This is a genomic window from Pseudomonas sp. SZ57 (assembly GCF_009495975.1).
Taxonomy (GTDB): domain Bacteria; phylum Pseudomonadota; class Gammaproteobacteria; order Pseudomonadales; family Pseudomonadaceae; genus Aquipseudomonas; species Aquipseudomonas syringae.
In genome coordinates this window covers 195-21127 of the sequence record NZ_WIBD01000039.1, presented here as the reverse complement: position 1 = coordinate 21127, position 20933 = coordinate 195, and the positions used below count along the sequence as shown (strand labels likewise).

Genomic DNA, 20933 nt, shown 5'->3' with positions numbered 1-20933 from the left:
GACCCTTGTGATGCACCTCCAGTCTGAGTAACGTGGCGGCACTTGTCTGGAGACCACATCATGTTCGCTGCCCGTTCCGTCCTCGTATTTGCTCTTCTACCGCTGTTTGCCGGGTGTCAGTTGCTCGGTAAACAGGCCGAGGAACCGAAGGTTTCCACCGCGGGCATGCTCCGTATGCAGGGCGACCTGACCGGGGAAAACGGCCAGTTGCTGTTCAAGCCGTGTAACGAGCAGCGTCGCTACGTGGTCAAGGATCGCGGCAACACCGGCATTCTGCAGGAAGCGGCCTCGCTGGCAGACAGCAAGGGCACGGTGTTTGCCGATCTGCGCGGCAGCTTTGCCGCAAGCAAGGCGGCCAACAGTGACGGTCAGCTGGACCTGCATCAGCTGTACCGCGTCGAACGCCCCGGTCAGGCCTGTGAAGACCTCAATTTCAAACGCCTGACATTGCACGTCAATGGCAACAAGCCCGCCTGGAACGTCAATGTCAGCGGCAAGGGCATGGTTCTGGAGCGCGAGGGCGTTGCGCCACTGGCGCTGCCCTACGTGGAAGAGAAGCTGCCGGACGGCAGTTTCAGCGTCAGCAGCGAAGCCAACAACCAGCGCATCGAGATCTGGGTCGCGCCACAGCGCTGCGTCGACAGCGTCGACGGCTCGGTGCAACACCTCACCGCAGAGCTGCGCATCAACGGCCAGGCCCAGCGTGGCTGCGGTTATTACGGCGGTTCACGCGACGACTGATCGCCCAGGCTCGCCGCCAAAGGGGTTCAGCGCTTATAATCGCCGGTTCTTGTAGTGCTGTCGGGCTGAACCTGCGGCCCGAAAACTGGACCCCTTAATGTTACGAATCACCGAACTCAAGCTGCCGATCGATCATCCGGAAGAAGACCTGCGCGTTGCGCTCTTGAAGCACCTGGGTATCGACAGCGGCGAACTGCTGGATTTTACCCTCTTCAAGCGCAGCTACGACGCGCGCAAAAAGTCTTCCGAGCTGTGCTTCATCTACACCATCGACTTCCAGGTCAAGGATGAAGAAGCACTGCTGCGCAAGCTGGCCAATGACCGCCATGTCGGCCCGGCACCTGATGTCAGCTACAAAGTCGTCGGTCACGCTCCAGAGGGGCTGACAGAGCGCCCGATCGTTGTGGGTTTCGGCCCCTGCGGTATCTTTGCCGGCCTGCTGCTCGCGCAGATGGGCTTCAAGCCGATCATCCTTGAGCGCGGCACCGAAGTTCGCCAGCGCACCAAGGACACCTGGGCGCTGTGGCGCAAAAACGTCCTCAACGCCGAGTCCAACGTGCAATTTGGCGAGGGCGGTGCCGGGACCTTTTCCGACGGCAAGCTTTACAGCCAGATCAAGGACCCGAAATTCATCGGCCGCAAGGTGCTGCACGAGTTCGTGAAGGCCGGCGCGCCGGATGAAATCCTCTATGTCAGCAAGCCGCATATCGGCACGTTCCGCCTGACGGGCGTGGTCGAGAACATGCGCCATCAGATCGAAGCGCTGGGCGGCGAAGTGCGCTTTCAGCAGCGCGTGACCGACGTGATGATCGAGGACGGCCAATTGCTGGGTGTGCAACTGGACAGCGGCGAACAGATCGAGTCCCGGCACGTGATTCTGGCGCTGGGCCACAGTGCCCGTGACACCTTCCGCATGCTGCACGGCCGTGGCGTGTTCATGGAAGCCAAGCCGTTCTCGGTGGGCTTCCGCATCGAACACCCGCAATCGTTGATCGACCGCGCGCGACTGGGCAAGTACGCCGATCACCCGAAGCTCGGCGCAGCCGATTACAAGCTGGTGCACCACGCCAGCAACGGCCGCTCGGTCTACAGCTTCTGCATGTGCCCTGGCGGCACGGTCGTGGCAGCCACGTCAGAGCCAGGCCGAGTGGTCACCAACGGCATGAGCCAATACTCACGCAACGAACGCAATGCCAACTCGGGCATCGTGGTCGGTATCTCGCCGGAACAGGACTACCCTGGCAGCCCGCTGGCCGGTATCGAGCTGCAGGAGCGTCTGGAATCCCACGCCTATCTGCTCGGCGGCAGCAGCTACGAAGCGCCTGCGCAACTGGTCGGCGACTTCATTGCAGGCCGGGCCTCGACCGCTCTGGGCAGCGTTGAACCGTCCTACAAGCCGGGTGTGAAGCTGGTGGACCTTGCCGAGGCCCTGCCCGCCTTTGCCATCGAAGCCATTCGTGAAGCGTTGCCTGCGTTCGACAAGCAGATCAAAGGCTTCTCGCTGCACGACGCTGTGCTGACCGGCATCGAAACCCGCACCTCGGCACCGCTGCGCATTACCCGCGGGCCGACTCTGCAAAGCCTGAACACCAAAGGCCTTTACCCGGCCGGTGAAGGCGCTGGCTATGCGGGCGGGATTCTCTCGGCTGGCGTAGACGGCATTCGGGTGGCCGAAGCGCTGGTGCGCGACATGCTGGGGATCGAGGGCTGACCCCGGTCTGACTATCGTTATACATAAGCCTTGTGGGAGCATTCACGCCCGGCAATAAAAAACCCCGAGCATTGCGGCTCGGGGTTTTGCTGTGCGGTGTTGCAGATCAGTGGGTAACGCGGCTGGTGCCGTTGACGCTCATGATGCGCACGCGCTCGCCAACCCGGAAAATCTCGTTTTCCTGAACCTGCTGCACGTAGGCACGCATGCTGCCGTCATCCTCACGCACGGTGATTTCGACACCTTGCGTACGGGTCAGGCCTTCCTCGGTCGCCGAACCCAGCAGGCCACCGGCCACTGCACCGATGACCGCTGCCACGATACTGCCGCGACCGCCACCGATAGCGCTGCCGCCCACACCACCAACAACTGCACCCGCCGCGCCGCCGATCGGGGTCTTGGTGCCCTCGATCTTGACCGGACGCAAGGATTCGATCGTCCCCATGCGAACTGTCTGTACGGTCCTGGCCTCGTCACGGGAATAGGAATCACCGGTCAGATTCGAGGTACAACCGCCCAGCATCAGAGCCATGGCAGTGAACGAAGCAACCAGAAGAGCAGACTTGCGCATAAAAGGAATCTCCAGAGGAATCAGTGGCCATTAGACTACCCGACAAAGGTGCTGTCACGGCCCCGAGCCTGCAAATTAAATTGATTCAGGCCTCATACAGCCACGGCCCGTATAACGCTCAGACGATTGGCCAAACGAATAATTCAATCAGGGTGCAAGGCGCTCGAGTGTCCATCTGTCGTCTATCAAACGATAGTTCAAACGGTCGTGAAGTCGACTGGAGCGACCCTGCCAGAACTCGATCCGCTCGGGCAAAAGACGATAGCCACCCCAGTGCTCGGGGCAGTGTGGCTGGGTGTCTGCGAAGCGTTGTTCCGTCTGTCTGATCAGGCCTTCCAGTTCGTCGCGATCCGCGATCACGCGACTCTGTGGCGAGGCCCATGCACCCAGACGGCTGCCCAGAGGGCGCACCTGGTAATAAGCGTCGGATTCTTGCGCAGAGACTTTCTCCACCCGACCCTCGATACGCACCTGGCGCTCCAGTGTCGGCCAGAAGAAAGTCATCGCGGCAAATGGACGTGCAGCGATCTGCTGGCCCTTGGCGCTCTCGTAGTTAGTGAAAAACGTGAAGCCCTGAGTGTCCAGGCCCTTGAGCAGCAAGACGCGGCAATGTGGACGTCCTTGCTCATCGACCGTCGCCAATGTCATGGCGTTAGCCTCGACCGGCGGCTGCTCGGTGTTCACCGCGTCGGCAAACCATGCATGAAAGAGTGCAAAGGGCTCGTCCGGCGATTGCGCTTCGGTCAACCCGTCGCGCGTGTAATCACGGCGCATGTCGGCCAGGGTCTGAGTCATGGTTTCATTCCTGCGCAGATATCATGAACGTTAGCTAACTCTCGTTACGAGGCTCGGCGCTCGCCGTTATCACACATTCGTTTTTGATTCTGGCCGAAGGCCGTGGGAGCGAACTTGTTCGCGAAGACGGTGATTCAGACGATACATTTCGCAGACTGTACCGGCCTTTTCGCGAACAAGTTCGCTCCCACGCCCTCCGGGCAGAAGCCTGAAAGCCTTGTTTTTCAGGCTATTCAGGACTTGTGCACAACGCAAAGCGCGGAGCGTGGAGACGAAAGTCGTGAGGTAACCAGGCCTCAGTTACTGGCCTGGCTGTCATCTTTCTTGGCGGGCGCCTTGGCCTTGGTCGCTGCTGGTTTTTTAGCTGCTGCGGTGGTCTTGGCAGGCGCTGCCTTTTTGGCAGTGCTGGCCTTGGCCGGCGCTTTCTTGGCAGTGTCTTTCTTCGCCACGGCGGCTTTCTTGGCAGGCGCGGCAGCAGGTGCTGGCGCTACTGGCTTGACGTCCTGGGTGGCAACCATGACCGGAGCAACCGGCGGCAGCGCATAACGGGCCATCAGCGCGCGCATGGTGTCCTGCGGCGTCATGAGGATCTCGACCCGGCGGTTGAGCGCACGGCCCTGCAGGCTGTCGTTGGCGGCACGCGGCATCACCGCACCCATGCCACGCTGGCTCAGGCGGTTACGCTCCAGGCCACTGAGACGGAAAATCGCGGCAACCGACTGCGCGCGCTCCTGGCTGATCTTCTGGTTGGCTTCGGTAGGACCCGAAGTGTCGGCATGACCGAGGATCAGCACGGCAGTTTTCTGATCGCCTTCGACCACCTTGGCCAGACGGGTGATCGGACCCAGCGTGTTCGGCAGCAGCATGGCCGGACGGTCAGGGTTGAACGAGCTGTCGACTGGCGCGGTGATTGCCAGCAGGTCTTCGCGACGCTCAAGCTGGAACGGGCTGTCCTTGATTGCAGCGCGCAGGCGCGGCTCGTACTCGTCCAGCCAGGCCTGGGTCACTTTCGGATCAGGCATCGGCAGCGCTTTCGGCTCGTCCTTGGCGGAATCGTTGCCAAACGGCCACCACCACTTGGTGTCAGTCTCCGATTTGGCAACCATCGCCGGCGCAGCGGGCTTGGCTGCCGGCTTGTCGGCCACGGCATCAGGTTTGGCCTGCGCGTTATCGTTCGAACCGAACGGCCAGTACCACGGCGCGCTGTTTTCAGCACCTGCCGCAGGTGCCGGCGTTGCAGCAGCCTTGGCAACCGGAGCGGGCGCCGGGCTCGGTGCCGGGGCCTTGGCAGCGGTGCCTGCGTCAGCGGACTCGCTGCCGGAACCGAACTGCCACCAATGGCCTCCGGTTGCAGCAGAGTCGGATTGTGGGGTTTGGGCACAGCCGGTCACGGCGATGCACAGGGCGAGAACGAGGCTTTTATTAGACGACATGGGTAACCCGCAACGGTTTTGATCAGACAGAAGGACGTAACTACGCCGGTATAACATGCATAAAGATGCAGTTGGAAAAAGAAACCGTCGTACGGTTCCTGTTACAGCCATTTAACTGACAGTCGGTATGAAACAAGCACTTATAGCCGATACTTACTGCAAACACTCACGCAGAACCCCGACCAGTTTCTGAGCACGTGGGTCCATCAAAATGTAGGGCCCCAACGTATTGGTAACGAAGCCAAAGGCAACCTCGTGATCAGGATCGGCAAAACCTACCGAACCGCCCGCCCCCGGATGGCCAAAGGCTTTGGGCCCCAGGCCGTAGGTCGCGTTGGCAACGCCCGGCTGATCGAGCATGCAGCCCAGTCCCAGACGGGTCGAGGTCAGCAATGTCTTGTCCTGGCCGAGGCTGTGTTCCCGAGTCAGCTCATTGAGCATGTCTGCTTCAAGCAGGCTGCCATCGAGCAGACCGTTATAGAAACCGGCAAGACTGCGCGCATTGCCGTGGCCGTTGGCCGCCGGTTGCTGCATGCGGCGCCACTCCGGTTTGTTGGTGCTGGTCATGATCGACGGCGGGTTGGTAAACGCCTTGGCAGTGATCGAAGCCGGCTCACGCATCGTCGCCTGCAGCACGCGCTGGGCAGCGTCGTCACCGGCATTGCCTTTGCCGCGTGCGATGTGGGCCACGCGATGAAACTGGTCATCCGCCAGGCCCACATGAAAATCCAGCCCCAGCGGGCGGGCGATACGCGCAGCAATGGACTCCCCCGGGCCTCGACCATCGGCGCGGCGCAGCATCTCGCCCACCAGCCAGCCATAGGTGATCGCCGCATAACCATGCCCCTGACCCGGTGTCCACCAGGGTTCTTCGGCTGCCAGGGCGGCGGTCATGGTGTCCCACTGGTAAAGCGCTTCGGCAGGCAATGGTTCACGCAACGCGGGCAGCCCGGCCTGATGGCAGAGCAATTGGCGCAGAGTGATGGAAGCCTTGCCCGCCGCGGCGAATTCAGGCCAGAGCCTGGCCACGGGTTCGTCCAGCTTCAACTTGCCCTCTTCGACCAGTTGCAGAACGGCCACGCTGGTAAAAGTCTTGGTGCAGGAGAACAGGTTGAGAATGGTGTCGGTGTGCCACGCCTCGGCACCGTCCTTGTCGGCAGTGCCCGCCCACAGATCGATGACGGTCTGCCCGCCAACCTGAATGCACAAGGCAGCGCCGCGCTCCTGAGGGTCGTCAAAGAGCGCCGCAAAGGCTTCACGTACTGCTTCGAATTGAAGTTCGTAATGACCCTGGATCTGCAACGGCTGACTCCTGACTGGCAACATGAGCCCGACGACAGGCTAAATGGCGCGTATTGTTTCAGCGATCGAGCGCTTTGGGAACAGATGTGAAACGCTCTTCATCTTTGGCTCAGGTTATTTCCCGGCGGAACGGTGGCAGCGCATTGAGAATCGCCTTGCCATAGCGCTGAGTGACCACGCGTCGGTCCAGCAGCGTGATGGTGCCGCGGTCCTCTTCGGTACGCAGCAAGCGGCCACAGGCCTGCACCAGACGCAACGAGGCGTCGGGCACGGCGATCTCCATGAACGGGTTGCCACCACGCGCCTCGATCCACTCGGCCAGCGCGGCCTCGACCGGGTCATCCGGCACCGCGAACGGGATCTTGGCGATGACCACGTGTTCGCAGTAGGCGCCGGGCAAATCCACACCCTCGGCGAAGCTGGCCAGCCCGAACAGTACGCTGGACTCGCCGCTGTCGACACGTGCCTTGTGCTTGTTGAGGGTTTCCTGTTTGGACAGGTTGCCCTGAATGAACACCTGCTTGCGCCAGTCACGGTCCAGGCCGTCGAAGACATCCTGCATCTGCTTGCGCGACGAATACAGCACCAGCGTGCCTCGCGAACCTTCCACCAGACCGGGCAGGTCGCGAATGATCGCGGCGGTATGCGCCACCGAGTCACGCGGATCGGCCTTGAGGTCCGGCACGCGCAGCACACCGGCATCTGCGTGATGGAACGGGCTTGGTACCACGGCGGTCACCGCCCCTTTGGGCAGGCCGGCACGCATGCGATAGCGGTCGAACTTGCCCAGCGCGGTCAGGGTCGCTGAGGTGACCAGCGCCCCGTAGGCGATGTTCCACAAGTTGCGGCGCAGCATTTCCGCCGCCAGGATCGGGCTGGCATTGACCTCGATATCGAACATTGCACCGCTGTCGGCCAGGGTCAGCCAGCGCGCCATTGGCGGGCTGTCTTCCGGGTCTTCCGCGGTGAAGGCTGTCCATAATTCCCAGTTGCCATGCGCGCGGGCCAGCAGGCTGCCGAACAGCGGATACCATTCTTCGGCCTGATGGCTGGCGATGCCGATGTTGACCTCACCGTCCATGCCTTCCTTGAGCAGCTCGGTCAAACGCGTGAACAGGTCGTCGAGGCGCGCGAAGCCCTTCTTGAGCTCGATACCCATCTCGCGGATGTGCTCGGGAATCACGCCGCCGACAAAGCGGTGACGTGGACGCTCGCGGCCCTGCATGTCTTCACCGGCGCGGAAATCCGCCAGTTGCTCGCAGGCACCGAACATGAACTGCTGATGGCCTTTGATTTCGCGCGCCAGCTCCGGCACCTGCTCGATCAGCTTGCCCAGATCGCCGGGCAGCGGATGCTGGGCCAGCAGCTTGGCGAGGTTCTTGGCGGTCTGTTCCAGCCAGTCGGCGGTCGATTTCAATCGGGTGTAGTGGGCAAAGTGGCCGATGGCCTTGTCCGGCAGGTGATGCCCCTCGTCGAATACATACAGGGTGTCACGCGGGTCCGGCAGCACCGCACCGCCGCCCAGTGCCAGGTCGGCCAGCACCATGTCGTGGTTGGTGACGATCACATCGACCTTGCCCATGCCTTCACGCGCCTTATAGAAGGCGCACTGCTGAAAGTTGGGGCAGTGCCGGTTGGTGCACTGGCTGTGATCGGTGGTCAGACGCGCCCAGTCCTGATCGGCGAGTTCCTGCGGCCAGCTGTCGCGATCGCCGTCCCACTTGTTGCCCGCCAGCTTCTGCAACATGCTGGTGAAAAGCTTCTGACTGGCCTCATCGACTTCGATCTTGAAGCCTTCTTCCTCGAACAGCTGCGCGGTCGCGTTGGTCGCGTCACTTTCCTGCAGCAATGCGTCGAGCTTGGACAGGCACATGTAACGCCCGCGCCCCTTGGCCAGGGCGAAGGTAAAATTCAGACCGCTGTTGCGCATCAGGTCCGGCAGGTCCTTGTAAACGATCTGCTCCTGCAGGGCGACGGTCGCGGTGGCGATCACCAGCCGCTTGCCGGCCGCCTTGGCGGTGGGAATCGAGGCGATGGCGTAGGCCACGGTCTTGCCGGTACCCGTTCCGGCCTCGACCGCCACTACCGCAGGATCGCCCGAACGACGGCCCTCTTCATCGGTGTCAATGTCCCCCAGCACCTTGGCGACTTCAGCGATCATCAATCGCTGGCCATAGCGTGGCTTGAGGCTCTTGGCTTCGAGGAAACGCGAGTAAGCGCCCTGGATCTGGGTTTTGAGTTCGGTACTGATCATTGGCTTCGGTTCGGGGGCACGGCTAAAAAGGCTGGATAAATTTTCAGTAGTTCTGAGTGGGCGCTATCATAGCGCGCTAAATCCATCCGCGCAGAACGGAGTGTCCGATGACCGCTTTTTCTACTGTCTATACATTGCATCTGCTGGCTGCCCTGGTGTGGGTTGGCGGCATGTTTTTCGCCTGGATGGTGTTGCGCCCAGCAGTCATTGCAGCACTTGAAGGCCCTTCTCGCCTGAAAGTGTGGGTCCAGGTGTTTCCGCGCTTCTTCGCCTGGGTCTGGGCTGCGGTGGTGCTGCTGCCGATAACCGGCATCGGCATGATTCAGCTCAACTTCACCGGCTTTGAAACCGCGCCGCGTTATGTGCAGATCATGATGGGCCTGTACGTCGTCATGGTTGCGCTGTTCTTGCGTATCCAGTCATTGCAACTGCCGGAGCTGCGTCGTGCCGTGGAAGCCGAGCAGTGGGCCGAGGGCGCGGCGGCATTGGGCAATATCCGCCGCCTGGTCGGCATCAATCTGATTATCGGTCTGGCCGTGGTCATGCTGGCGGCGGCGCGTCCGGGCCTTTGAGGCAAAACGGAACATCGCGGGGCACTGGCGGTGACACCGCGCACAGCTTGCGGGCGTTTTCCTGCCCGATCGGTCATCTTCTGTGCCTGATATCCAAGGCATTCAACATCTTGAAACAGTTTGGCATGGGCTGTGCAAACGCTTGCGATCAGCAGTACGCGCCCACGAAAAGGAGCTTCAATGCCACAGCCGCCGTTCACTCCACCCGCAACGCCCTCAAGATTCTTTATGCCCCTGCTGTTCGCTGCCGCCGCCGCAGCGCTGCCCTGTACCAGCGTCCTGGCACAGCCCGCCGCGGCCGAAGACTCGGCGCAGGGCGAAGCACTCAGCCCGCCCGCCTCGCCCAAGGAAGGTAAAGGCGCGTATTTTTCAGACTGGTTCAATCAGGACCTGACGCTGATCGGCAGCAAGGACATCAGCTTCGGCCCCAAGCCCAACGATGACATCTACCTGGAGTACGAATACTTCGGCCGCAAAGGGCCGTTCGAGCTGTATGGCTATGTCGACGTACCGAAGATCCTCGGCATCGGCAATGATAATGACAAGGGCGTCTGGGACCATGGCTCGCCGCTGTTCATGGAGCACGAGCCACGCGTCTCGATCGACTACCTCGCCGGGCGCAGTCTGGCCATCGGACCGTTCAAGGAATGGTACGTCGCCTTCGACTGGATCTACGACCACGGCAGCAATACGGCGAACCGGGCCAACACCCTGTACAGCGGCCTGGGCACCGACATCGATACCCACTCGCGGGTCAATCTGTCGGCCAACTTCTATGGCCGCTACCAGTGGGAGAACTACGGCGCCAGCAACGAGTATTCGTGGGACGGCTATCGCGCCCAGCTCAAATACATCGTACCGATCAGCACGTTCGACAACGGCGCCTCGCTGACCTACATCGGCTTCACCAACTTCGATTTTGGCTCGGACCTCAAGAACGATCCGGCACGCACCGGCAACTCCACGGTCGCTACCAATGTGCTGCTTTACGCCTTCACGCACCTGCGCTTCACCCTGGTTGGCCGCTACTTCCACAATGGCGGCAACTGGCAGGACGGCAGCGAGCTGAACTTCGGCGATGGCAACTTCCGCGCGCGCTCCGACGGCTGGGGCTATTACGCAGGCGTGGGTTACCAGTTCTGAACCTTATTATGACGACAGGAGTTTTCATGAAACACACCACTCGCAACACACTGTGCGCCACGCTGGCACTGCTCAGCCCGGCTGTCTGGGCGGCTACCGCACCGGTTGCACCGGTCACGCCCAAGGTCATGCTGGTCGCCATGTTTGCGCCCGAAGCACAGAACTGGATCGACCGGCTGCACTTGACCAAGGAAATCCAGGTGCCCGGTCTTGCCGCCGAGTACCCGGCCATCCGCTGCAATGATCAGGACGTCTGCCTGCTGGTCACCGGCATGGGCCAGACCAACGCTGCGGCATCGACCCTGGCGCTGGCCCTGTCGCCGCAATTCGACCTGCGCAAGACTTACTTCATTGTCGCGGGCATTGCCGGCATCAACCCGCACCGCGGCACACTCGGCACCACTGCCTGGGCGCATTATCTGGTGGAGTTCGGCACGCAGTGGGAAATCGACTCCCGCGATGTGCCCAAGGACTGGCCGACCGGTTATCTGGGCATCAACACCAAAGGCCCGAACGAGAAACCGCCGCTGGACTACAAGACCGAAGTCTTCGAGCTCAACCCCAAGCTGCAGGCCAAGGCGTTTGCCCTGTCGCACAAGGTGACACTCAGCGAAAGCAAGGAATCCGCGGCCTGGCGCGTCAAATACCCTTATGCGCCTGCCAACCAGCCGCCGCAGGTCACGCAGTGCGACACGCTGGCAGGTAATACCTGGTTTTCCGGGACGCGTCTGAGCGAGCGTGCGGAAGTCTGGACCAAGCTGCTCACCGACGGTAAGGGCGAGTATTGCACCACGCAGCAAGAGGATAACTCCACCTACGAGGCTCTGCTGCGAGCGAGCAAGGCCGGCAAGGTCGATGTCAATCGCCTGGCTGTCGTGCGCGCGGGCTCCGACTTCGATCGTCCGTATCCGGGTTACAGCGAAGTGGACAACCTGCTCAAGTACGCCGATCAGGGTGCCTTCGTCCCGGCGCTGGAAAACCTCTACCGCACCGGTAACCCGCTGGTGCAGGCAATTGTCGGCGACTGGAAGAATTGGGAAAAAGGCGTACCGCAATAACGTGATGTGAAGCGATTCGCGACTGTCCGGATCATGGCCTTGCGCCTGATCCGGACAGCTCGCAGGTTACAGACGTTGCAGGATCAACGCGCCTGCCGGTCCCGGAGCACCTGGCAGACCGGGCTCACCCTGTCTGCCAGCCTTGCCGCCCTCAGCGCGGTAGACGATGCAGCCTTTGGACGCACCGCCCTTGCCTGCCTTGCCGCCTTCGCCAGCCTTGCCCGCTGCGCCACCTGCGACATTCACCTTGATGCGTTCGGCCGGATAGCTCTGTGGCAGTTCAAGACGAACCTGCGCGCCCGCAGCGCCGTCATGCCCATTACCGCCGCTGTCGCCGTTATAACCACGCCCGGCCTGGCCCCAGGTGCAACCAGGGTCTTCGCCCGTGCCGCCGTCCAGCCCGGCATAGCCTGGGCTGCCTGCACCACCGCGGGCGTCAATCGACAGTTCTTCGGCATTCAGGCTCTGCAGGCGCAGGGTCAGGTTGCGCCCTGGCCGTGCCGGTTTCTCGAAAGTACCCGGTGCGCCGCGTGCGGTGATCTGGCTGCCGGTGCCGAACTCACCGTGCAGCACGACCATGTTGAACGCCTGCACACCAGGAACGATGGCAATTCGCGCTTCATGCCCCAGCACCAGCTCGCCAATCTTCACATCATCGATACCGGCCGGAATCAGCAGAGTGCCGTAGTCGGCCACTTCAAGGCGCTCGACCTGCAGAACGCTGCTGTTACCAGGCAGACGCATCAGCGAGTGCGGAGCAACGATAATTGCCTGGGCCATGGCCAGAGGGCTGAACAATGCTGCCAACAGAACGAGCTTACGCATGAGTGTGCCCCCTGACCGGACGGCCGATGGATTGAACGTGAAAGATGCCGAACAGGATGATTTTGCCCCGGTCGCGCCACGGATGCCGGCGACCGCGCAGGCTGCCGTTGAACAGAATCAGCTCCAGCAAATGAGTCAACAACAGCACCGCGCCGGCCATGTCGATCATCACGCCAAACGGGCTGGGCGCCTCGATCGCCGCGTTGACCAGCACCACCAGCCAGAAGCCCAGCATCAATATCTTTCCCAGCCCCCAAAACACCTTCATTGCCCGCCCACCCCTTGTCATGATCCGTTACGAAATTGCAGTCTTCGCATGCTTTTCGTCGCCGCACAGTAGACGTGCTGTACGCCGAATATGCCAGCGGTGTGTTGAAAAAGATCCGGAATGATCTCGACGCAAGACAATGTTTGTGTGCGGCAGTACCGCAATCAAGGATAGCGGACACCAAAAAGCCCTGTCACAAAGGATGCAGGGCTTTTTGCAGGATCTCTGGTGTATCGAGCCTGTCAGGCCTCGCTGGGAGTCTTGGCCTGGACGACTGGACGCACCACCGGCACCGGACGCTTGTACCACCAGACACCTACCAATACCGCAGCAACGCCAACCCACTGCACGAACGTGAGCTGCTCATCGAAAAAGAAGAACCCGATCAGAATCGCCACCACCGGACGGGCCAGTGCCGAAACAGAGGCCAGCACCACATCGACGTGCCTGAGTGCATACGCCATCAGGCCATGGCCCAGAAGCTGGCTGATCAGCGCGAGCAACGCAATGACCACCCAGCCCTGCACGGTGTCCGGGAGAATCTTCGGACTGGTGAGCAAAGCGATGGGCAGTAACAGCACTGCACAGGTAAAGCTGTTCCAGATAATGATCTTGCGAGATGTGAAGCAGTCGCGCAACGACTTGATCAGGATCAGGTAGATCGCATAGAAAAGCGCGGAGTTGAGGGCCAGCAGGTCGCCGGTCACGCTCTGACTGGAAAACGCCACGCTGGCACTGCCGTCAAACACCAGCAGACACGCCCCGCCGATACTCAGGGCCAGCGCCAACACTTGATAGACGCCGATTTTTTCTTTCATGAACAGATAGGACAGCAGCGCCACGAACACCGGGGACAGGTTCATCAGGACCGAGGTGTTGGCCATGCTGGTCAGCTTGACCGCCCAGTGATTGGACAGCAGATCCACACACGACACCACGCCCGACAATACCAGCAGCCAGAGCATCGCCCGCCGGCTGCGCGCCGTACCGACAGTCCCGGCCTCAGTGTTTTTACCTGCTGGCCACGCAGCCAGCGCAGAGGCCATACCGCCCGCCATGAACATTCGCAGCATCAGGGTAGACGTGGCATCCACTTCACTGAGCTTGACGAACGCAATGGCGGAGGCCACACCGATGGTACTTATGACCAGTGCCAGAACAGGCAGAAACGCCTTATTGCCCACTTTCATGACGATCCCTCGAAATTATAGGAGTTGAGTGGCGCAATGAATGCCGCCGAACTGCTTTTGATGTTCTGTGCAGGCGATCAGATGAACATGACAGTCAAGCTCAGCCAGCTGATCAAGCAGGCGTACCGGTGCGTTTTGATCGATCCAGACATGATTGCCCAATGAAAATGCATTCGCGCACCATGCCGCCATCATTTCGTCGTCCAGCGGTATCAGCCCGATACCCGCTACCTGTGCTGCCTGGCGAAACGTCAGGTCCTTGCCAGTCAGTTGCCAGCCCGATGACATGCGCCGATAAACGCTGACCAGGGAACGGTCGGCTGCGTCCGCTCTTGTCGCGTCGATCAGCAGGGCGTCGCGCAGCAGGCAGGCGTAGTGATCCAGGTGAAACTGTTCGGGATTACGCCATATGTCCTGCACCGCCAGCACAACCTCGCCCTTGAGCAGGTTTGAAGCCAGCAAGAACTCGAGCACCGGGGCCTCGGTACGAAAGCCGGTGTTGATCACGGATACGTGTTCGTTTTCCAGATAATCACCGCCCTCGAGCACCTGATCGAGTTCGACAGGAACGTGACCATGAGCAGCGACCACCTGCTTCACCACGTCCACCTCGCGCGCCCTGTCCTGACGCTTCAGGCGCCCAAAAACCGGCTGCCCGCCGACGTTCATGAAGTGGTCCCGCGGAAACAGAAGCCCGTACAGCGGTTGAATGCGGTAGCTCTCGTAGGTAGCGTCCGGACTGATTCGGCCCAACTCGTCATCGTAATGCAGCCGTAGCTCGGGCTGGTTGATGATGATCTCGGCCAGCTCCTGCCGACTGCAGCGGAGCAATTGCTGGTGAGCAAGCTGCTGGCGCCCGTGTTCGACATTGTCGGCAAAGCGCAACGCACGCCTTGCCAACTGCCGCATGTCCTCAATGGCCACCTGCGGACCGTCTTCGCTGAACAGCGCATCGGACAGGAAAACGGTCGGGAAACCCGCTGCATTGAAAGAGCTGGCCAGAGCCATGACATCGGCATCTGCCTGCCGAAGCGAATACGGCTGCTGCGATTCCATGAATACCGACATGGAAACAGGCTGCACGACAGAGGGAAGCTGCAGGAGCACTTTCATTCAGGGTTCCAGAAATCAGGTTGCGCGAATCGACGTCTGCAAAATATTCATGCACTGCACAATGGCCTGCTCTATCGCAGCCTGGCTGTCGGCGGCGAAGTGCAATCTGGCGGGGATATCCTCGTAGCTGAACGCATTTGAATCGCCCTGGGACTGCACGCTGCTATAGGTCAGCAGCGGATGGGAGAGTTCCATCAGCGGATCGAAGGTGAACCCGCCGCGGAACGGATTGGGCATCATCAGAAAACCGGTGATTCGGGTGTCTACCGGAGCGATAGCCACTTCCAGCGCGGCGCGGGTCCAGAGCTCATACAGGTCGATCCCCTCGCTGCGTAACGCGACAAACGGAATCTCACCGCCGCCGACTCGACCGCCGATCTCCAGAAACACCAGCTCGCCACGACGTTCGATGATTTCCAGGTGAATGGCCTGGTTGTGCAAGTTGAGACGCAGGCAGACTTCTTCGGTGAACGCGCGCACTCGCGCGATGAACGCCCGGTCATCGACTGTGACCGAGCCGAGCGGCAGGCCGTTGCGAAAGTCCAGGCAGGTGTTCAGGTACTTGGACACCTTGAAGTACGGCATGCTGTCGGCCGCCAGTATCGCGTCGACATGATAGATATCGCCTTCTATATATTCTTCGACTTCGTAACCATTGAAATCCGGCAGGTCGGGTATGTCTTCCAGGCGCTCGATCTTCACCACGCCGTCCGAGGCCGCGCCAACCTGGGGCTTGAGGATGACCGGAAAGCCGTGCTCATGACAGAAGGCTTCGACGCCGCCACGCGACGCTACATTCCGATACTGAGGATAACGAACCGAAGAACCGGTCAATGCTTCCTTCATGCTCGCCTTGTTACGGCACAGCAGGTTATCGGCGACCTTGGCACCGGGTATGTCGAATTCGGTACGCACCAGCGCCGCGGCGTCCAGATCGTATTCCGAAAAGGCGATCACGAAATCGACAGACTGACGACGATGAATGGCCCGCGCTTCCTGAAGTATCAGATCGGCGTCCAGTGCGTTGACTTCGACCACGTTGGCGCTGACCTGCGGATCAATCAGCCGCGAGTGCCCTGCCAGTGATATGTAGGAGACATCGACCTGTGAGTGATCGATGTAGTTGCGGTAGTCCGAAAGCTCGTCGTCATAGCGGTTGATGATCAGGACATGCTTCATACGATTCCAACCTCTGTGTGTACCCGCCCGACAAGGCTTCTTACAAGCGCCTCGTCGGCACCGCCGAACATGACGTAGCCGATTCTTGAGGTCCAGTCCTGATCGGAGCCCAGAGCGTCGCCGGATCGGTAATAGACCTGATGCGAAAGGTAATAAGGACTGTCGAAAATGTCGGAGAGCCCCTGCAGCTCGGTAAATTCGCTCTTGTCGCCTCGGGGGATGAAGGCGATGGCACTGACGCCGTTCGCACATGGCACGGCCCGACTGTCGATGTCCAGGTACTCACACAGCGTCTCTTTGGCAAGGTCAATGCCGCTGGCACGCCTGATCAGCTCGACGATATTGTCGCCTGGAAGGCGGGCCGCCAGTTCAACCGCTACCGGCTGGCCTTGTGGCGTGACGCGCAACTCCAGATGGAAGGGCCCGACGTTCAGCTTTATGGCCTCAAGCACCGCCAGCGAATAGTCGGTCAGCACCCTGCGAAACCCTTCGTCATAGCCCTGGCCCACGATGTGACCGACTTCGACGAAGTACGGCTCCGAGCCGAGCAGTTTTTCCGTTATCGACGCAAGGGTGACGCTGCCATCGCTGCGCACGATGCCTTCGACACTGTATTCAGTGCCGGGAATGTACGCTTCGACAATCAGCCGGCCACTGGCAGTAAAGCCGATGTCGTCGGGCAGTGATTGACGAAACGTCTCCACCGCTTCGATCAACTCTTCATGGCTGTAGAGCTTGCGCACACCGATGCTGCCCGCCATATCGATCGGCTTGACCACCGCCGGAAAGCTGAAGCCCTCCGACACAGCTACCGGCGCATGGGCATCCAGAAGGAAAAAGCCGATCGTGCTCAGCCCCGCCTCAGTCAGCCGGCTGCGGAAATTGAATTTGTTGCGCACTTTCTCTACTGCACTGTCGTGCAGATGCGTTGTGCCTGACGCAGCCCCCAGGCGCGCGGCCATGGGCACGGCGTACTCCACACCGGGAAGAACGGCGCGGATGTCTCCCAACTCATTGATTTTCTTCAGCTGTGCATCAAAATCACCGGTGTCGATTTTGATCACCTGACGTACCTTGGCCCGCAACTCTGCGTTGAGCTCCTGCTCGCCACCGTCACAGGAAAACACATAGACACCGACGCCCAGTTGCTGCGCCGCATTGATATAGTTAATGCCGGATGAAACAGGATCAATGACAACGATGGACATGGCTCAGTCTCCGACTATCCAAAACTTTCAAGTTCACATAAGGGAAGGTTCTTTAACTTGCCGATCACCCCATCCGACCCGACGCCGATGGTGAGCGTGTCGTGCATCAAGTGGTCGCCAATGGCGAAGTCAGGGTGGGTCCATTCGGAAAAGGGAAAATTGGTTACATGAACGTCGCATTCAACCGTCTTGCGGAAAATCTCTATACACCCTGCGTGATAATCGCTGAGGCCTGCACGATTGACGGCGTAAATGGCAACTTCACTAATACCGTACTTCGCCACCAGTTCCTGCGCACGACTCAATGCGGCGCCCATTCCACTTCCACCGCTCACGACATTCAAACGACTCAGGGACTGCTCATAAACAGGCAAGGCAGGACTTGCAATTGAATACTCCAGCGGTTCGCCCACTGGCCACTGCACCAGTAACGCCGAGAACAAGCCTCCCTCACGCAACTTCACATGGCAGGTCAGGCTGTCGTAATCCTTGCCACCCAAGGTGACCACGGAATAACTGCGCACCGCTGAACCCTCGGGGTATTTCAAGCTGATGACCGACTTGGCGTTATAGAAAACCTTTTTTACCTCAAGCACGACTTCCATGATTTGCCCGGACAGCATCCGTTTGCTTTTCAGCCTGGCCTTATGAAAGGTGCTGATCGCAACACGGATATCAATATCCGTTTCAGCACGACTGACGCATGGCAGAAAGGCTTCATTCAAGGCAACGACCTTTCCCTGTTCCAGAACGCGCCCCGAAACAAGTGTGCACTTGCACACTCTGCACACCCCTTTGAGACACCCCCTTACCAACGCTTCATGAGGAAGGGCATCGGTAAGGGGTTGCTGACTCTCGGCGGTGTAAGTCTGGTCTCCAATACGAACACTGTAGATTGCCATTACACCAACCCTGAGTAAGGTGTATTAAAGCGTTGCTGCACGCAGGGCCTGGAAGTACTCACCGACCATCGGTATGAATGCCTTGATATGAACGACAGCCTTTTGCAGATCCTTCTCGTCCTTGATAACCGACGCCAGCATGTTGTTCATCATGCCGCTGTGGTCCTCGGCTTCGTCGAAAGCCACGTGCGAAGCCGCTCCGCTGACCGCTGGCTGGCCCATGCTGGCACTGGCCTTCTGGGTGATGAACGAGCTGTACTTGTCGCCGTAGTATTCGAGGAACCAGTCCCAGGTAATCGAGGACAAAGGCCCGAACTTGCTGACGCAGAAGTTCAGGTAACCCATGAGTTTCCAGGTTTCCGGAAAGGCGAACTGCGCCTGAACATCGGAAGGAGAATAGCCGTACGTGATGAGGTCCTGACCGAACATTTCGTCGTGGCCGAACTCATCATACAAATAGTAAGACAATTGTTTGGCGGCGGAAATGTTGTCGACTGCCGCAACCTGTACAGCACGTGCGTCCAGTTCGTTGTTCATGTGAATGCGGATCACGCACTCCAGGATATGACGCTTGTAGTAAGACTCATTGAACCAGTCGCCTTTATGGAACTCGCCCATGACGGTGTCTTTTTTGAATTCTGCTTCCAGGCAGGCATCAACAGTGCTTTCAAGCGTCTTTAGCATCTCAGCGGTGGATATCATCGGTTGCTTCTCTCCATGTTAATCATTAATGGCTTAATGATATTTAATATTCAGCGCCCTGCTGAATCGTGTTATCCGTAGCACAACAAAACAAATGACCGACGGCCAGAACCGCGAGCGAAAGCTGATCGATAGGTCAAACAACGATTGCGTAAAATAAAAAAATGACGTCAAACCAGTGCCCTTGCCTATTGCCAGAGGCGGCAGCTAAACAACCGGTGTTTTTTAACAGCCGTCACTGACACGCACCCGAATGGCCCGGGCAATATCATCGCTTTACGTATTCAAGGCGCACAGAAAGACGGTCCATAATAATGAACGTTGCACGTCTAATAGCCCATGGCCAGAATATTCTGCGTGCCCGCCGGACACACAGCACATACCACGCCTTTATCAAGGCATCGCAGAGATTACAATTGAGTTACATAGTAGGTGTTTATACGTCGCGTCCATGCAGCCACTCTTGGGATCCAATTTGTGTTGCGGATCCTAATGCGTCTGAAAACAGCTTGCAAGTAACTTTATAATCTAAGTATCTGCCAAATGGCTTAATAACTCGGTCGCTGCAGCTGAAAGCCCGTGAACGATGCTTTCCAGACCTCGCCGGGCAGGCTAGTCTTGTCAGCTAACCAGAGGACTTTCAATGACCGTCGGCTACTCGAACCGTACGCCCCAACAAGCGCTGGCTGCCCTGCTCGATCGCTACGCGCCGCAGCGCCTGCTGTTGATCGGCGCTCAGGCGTTTCCGGCGTTGCAAGCCTTTCAGGAGGCCCACCCGCAGACCGAGGTCGCGCTGGCCGAACCCGGTGCGCTGCCTGCTCATCTGGCCGCACAACGTTTCGATCTGGCGCTGGTGGTCGATTGTCTGGAACACATCCCCAAGCGCACCGGCCTGGAATTGTTGGGTGGCATCCGCAACCTCAACGCCAGCCGCATCGCGGTGCTCGCCGACTTGCAGGCCTGCGGTTGGCAGGAGACGGATTTTTTCTCGCTGGCGCTGCAGTCCAGCGAACGCTTCGCCCGTGACGAGCAGGTGCTGAACCTGTTTACGTACGACTTGCGTGAGTACAAACAGGTGCCCGACTGGCTGAACGCGAAGTACTGGGCCAACCCGGAGAATTTTGGAAAGTATTGGTGGTGACCTATGAGTAGTGCCATTTGCCCCTGCGGCAGCGGCGATCTGTTGCTGGCCTGCTGCGGTCGCTATCACGCAGGTCAGCCTGCCCCCGGTGCGGAAACGCTGATGCGCTCGCGTTACAGCGCCTATGTGCTGGGGCTGACTGATTATCTGGTCCAGACCACGCTGCCGGTGCAGCAAGGCGGGCTGGACCGTGAGGCTATCGCTCAGTGGAGTGCGCAGAGCACTTGGCTGGGGCTGGAGGTAGAAAGCTCGGAGGTGTTCGGCGGCAAGCCGGAGCATGCGTTCGTGACGTTTACCGCTCGCTGGCATGATGGCAATGGTGAGCACAGTCACAAGGAGCGTTCGTCGTTCGTGCAGAATCAGGGGCGCTGGTATTTTATCGATTCAACCGTGCCGTTGAAGGCTGGGCGTAATGATGCGTGTCCGTGTGGCAGTGAGCAGAAGTTCAAGAAATGCTGTTCGGCTTATGTGGACTGAGTTGCGGCTCTTTGCTTGAACGTCGAGAACTCCGCGGTTGACTATCGTTCCCATGCTCCGCGTGGGAATGCAGTTCGTGACGCTCTGCGTCACACGGCGGTTCTGTGATGTCAGGTGGATTGAGGTTCGGCTCAGGTCACCTTTCGCCCCCTGCCTATCGTTCCTCACGCTCCGCGTGGGAATGCAGTTCGTGACGCTCCGCGTCACACGGCAGTTCTGTGATGTCAGGTGGATTGAGGTTCGGCTCAGTTCACCTTTTCGCCCCTCGGCGACCTACTTTGATGGGGCCAAAGTAGGCAAAACCCGCAGCTCCGTTTCCGGCCCGACTTCGTCGGGTTCCTTCGCCCT

The 20933-nt window shown here is 59.6% G+C and carries 20 protein-coding genes; 7 read left to right on the top strand and 13 right to left on the bottom strand.

Annotation, left to right across the window (positions count from 1 at the left end; translation table 11 throughout):
* Window positions 1–60 precede the first annotated feature (60 nt).
* Complete coding sequence (locus GE543_RS26345; protein ID WP_003412840.1) at window positions 61–741, top strand: COG3650 family protein; 681 nt, start codon at window positions 61–63, stop codon at window positions 739–741.
* Between the two features lie 97 nt (window positions 742–838).
* Entirely contained in the window at window positions 839–2452 is a 1614-nt protein-coding gene (locus GE543_RS26340) for an NAD(P)/FAD-dependent oxidoreductase (protein ID WP_153222716.1), read from the top strand.
* A gap of 106 nt (window positions 2453–2558) precedes the next feature.
* Here the strand turns inward: GE543_RS26340 and GE543_RS26335 are convergent, their stop codons facing one another.
* The 5 genes from GE543_RS26335 to dinG all read right to left on the bottom strand — a co-directional run bounded on the left by GE543_RS26335 (window position 2559) and on the right by dinG (window position 8807).
* A complete protein-coding gene (locus GE543_RS26335) occupies window positions 2559–3023 on the bottom strand; it encodes a glycine zipper 2TM domain-containing protein (protein ID WP_003412844.1) in 465 nt (154 codons plus the stop codon).
* A 147-nt stretch (window positions 3024–3170) separates the two neighbouring features.
* Window positions 3171–3818: a pyridoxamine 5'-phosphate oxidase gene (gene pdxH / locus GE543_RS26330; RefSeq protein WP_153222715.1), complete on the bottom strand. Its 648-nt coding sequence runs from the start codon at window positions 3816–3818 to the stop codon at window positions 3171–3173.
* A 296-nt stretch (window positions 3819–4114) separates the two neighbouring features.
* Window positions 4115–5251 carry an OmpA family protein gene (locus tag GE543_RS26325; RefSeq protein WP_046235743.1) on the bottom strand — a complete coding sequence of 379 codons (1137 nt, stop codon included), beginning with the start codon at window positions 5249–5251 and terminating at the stop codon, window positions 4115–4117.
* Window positions 5252–5404: 153 nt separating this feature from the next.
* Window positions 5405–6553 carry a serine hydrolase domain-containing protein gene (locus GE543_RS26315; protein WP_100072415.1) on the bottom strand — a complete coding sequence of 383 codons (1149 nt, stop codon included), beginning with the start codon at window positions 6551–6553 and terminating at the stop codon, window positions 5405–5407.
* A 109-nt stretch (window positions 6554–6662) separates the two neighbouring features.
* Window positions 6663–8807, bottom strand: a complete 2145-nt coding sequence (gene dinG, locus GE543_RS26310) for an ATP-dependent DNA helicase DinG (protein ID WP_003402334.1) — start codon at window positions 8805–8807, stop codon at window positions 6663–6665.
* A gap of 107 nt (window positions 8808–8914) precedes the next feature.
* On the opposite strand from dinG, the gene GE543_RS26305 reads away from it, so the two are divergent.
* From GE543_RS26305 to GE543_RS26295, 3 genes are all read left to right on the top strand, one after another.
* Window positions 8915–9379, top strand: coding sequence for a CopD family protein (locus GE543_RS26305; protein ID WP_003314423.1), 465 nt, complete (start codon window positions 8915–8917; stop codon window positions 9377–9379).
* A 180-nt stretch (window positions 9380–9559) separates the two neighbouring features.
* The gene (locus tag GE543_RS26300) at window positions 9560–10522 is read left to right on the top strand and encodes a nucleoside-specific channel-forming protein Tsx (protein ID WP_153222714.1); all 963 of its coding nucleotides are present in this window, start codon (window positions 9560–9562) and stop codon (window positions 10520–10522) included.
* A 26-nt stretch (window positions 10523–10548) separates the two neighbouring features.
* Entirely contained in the window at window positions 10549–11580 is a 1032-nt protein-coding gene (locus GE543_RS26295) for a purine nucleoside permease (protein WP_003402328.1), read from the top strand.
* Between the two features lie 66 nt (window positions 11581–11646).
* Here the strand turns inward: GE543_RS26295 and GE543_RS26290 are convergent, their stop codons facing one another.
* The 8 genes from GE543_RS26290 to GE543_RS26255 all read right to left on the bottom strand — a co-directional run bounded on the left by GE543_RS26290 (window position 11647) and on the right by GE543_RS26255 (window position 18967).
* Window positions 11647–12405, bottom strand: a complete 759-nt coding sequence (locus tag GE543_RS26290) for a hypothetical protein (protein ID WP_003412857.1) — start codon at window positions 12403–12405, stop codon at window positions 11647–11649.
* Window positions 12398–12673 (bottom strand): DUF1145 domain-containing protein, encoded by a 276-nt coding sequence (locus GE543_RS26285; RefSeq protein ID WP_003402324.1) that lies wholly within the window; start codon window positions 12671–12673, stop codon window positions 12398–12400. The genes GE543_RS26290 and GE543_RS26285 overlap by 8 nt, the downstream gene beginning before the upstream one ends.
* A 242-nt stretch (window positions 12674–12915) precedes the next feature.
* The gene (locus GE543_RS26280; protein WP_153222713.1) at window positions 12916–13863 is read right to left on the bottom strand and encodes a DMT family transporter; all 948 of its coding nucleotides are present in this window, start codon (window positions 13861–13863) and stop codon (window positions 12916–12918) included.
* A 15-nt stretch (window positions 13864–13878) separates the two neighbouring features.
* Window positions 13879–14976 (bottom strand): arginine deiminase family protein, encoded by a 1098-nt coding sequence (locus GE543_RS26275; protein ID WP_153222712.1) that lies wholly within the window; start codon window positions 14974–14976, stop codon window positions 13879–13881.
* 15 nt (window positions 14977–14991) lie between these two features.
* Window positions 14992–16155: an acetyl-CoA carboxylase biotin carboxylase subunit family protein gene (locus tag GE543_RS26270; RefSeq protein ID WP_046235749.1), complete on the bottom strand. Its 1164-nt coding sequence runs from the start codon at window positions 16153–16155 to the stop codon at window positions 14992–14994.
* The gene (locus GE543_RS26265) at window positions 16152–17363 is read right to left on the bottom strand and encodes an acetyl-CoA carboxylase biotin carboxylase subunit family protein (RefSeq protein WP_153222711.1); all 1212 of its coding nucleotides are present in this window, start codon (window positions 17361–17363) and stop codon (window positions 16152–16154) included. Before GE543_RS26265 ends, GE543_RS26270 begins: the two co-directional genes overlap by 4 nt.
* Before the next feature lie 14 nt (window positions 17364–17377).
* Window positions 17378–18265 (bottom strand): 2Fe-2S iron-sulfur cluster-binding protein, encoded by an 888-nt coding sequence (locus tag GE543_RS26260; RefSeq protein ID WP_371927276.1) that lies wholly within the window; start codon window positions 18263–18265, stop codon window positions 17378–17380.
* Window positions 18266–18289: 24 nt separating this feature from the next.
* Window positions 18290–18967 carry a hypothetical protein gene (locus GE543_RS26255; protein WP_003412868.1) on the bottom strand — a complete coding sequence of 226 codons (678 nt, stop codon included), beginning with the start codon at window positions 18965–18967 and terminating at the stop codon, window positions 18290–18292.
* Between the two features lie 643 nt (window positions 18968–19610).
* Between GE543_RS26255 and GE543_RS26250 the strand changes: the two genes are divergently transcribed.
* Window positions 19611–20108, top strand: coding sequence for a DUF6231 family protein (locus GE543_RS26250; protein ID WP_003314411.1), 498 nt, complete (start codon window positions 19611–19613; stop codon window positions 20106–20108).
* A 3-nt stretch (window positions 20109–20111) separates the two neighbouring features.
* Window positions 20112–20585 (top strand): YchJ family protein, encoded by a 474-nt coding sequence (locus tag GE543_RS26245; RefSeq protein ID WP_003412870.1) that lies wholly within the window; start codon window positions 20112–20114, stop codon window positions 20583–20585.
* The last annotated feature ends 348 nt before the right edge of the window (window positions 20586–20933 follow it).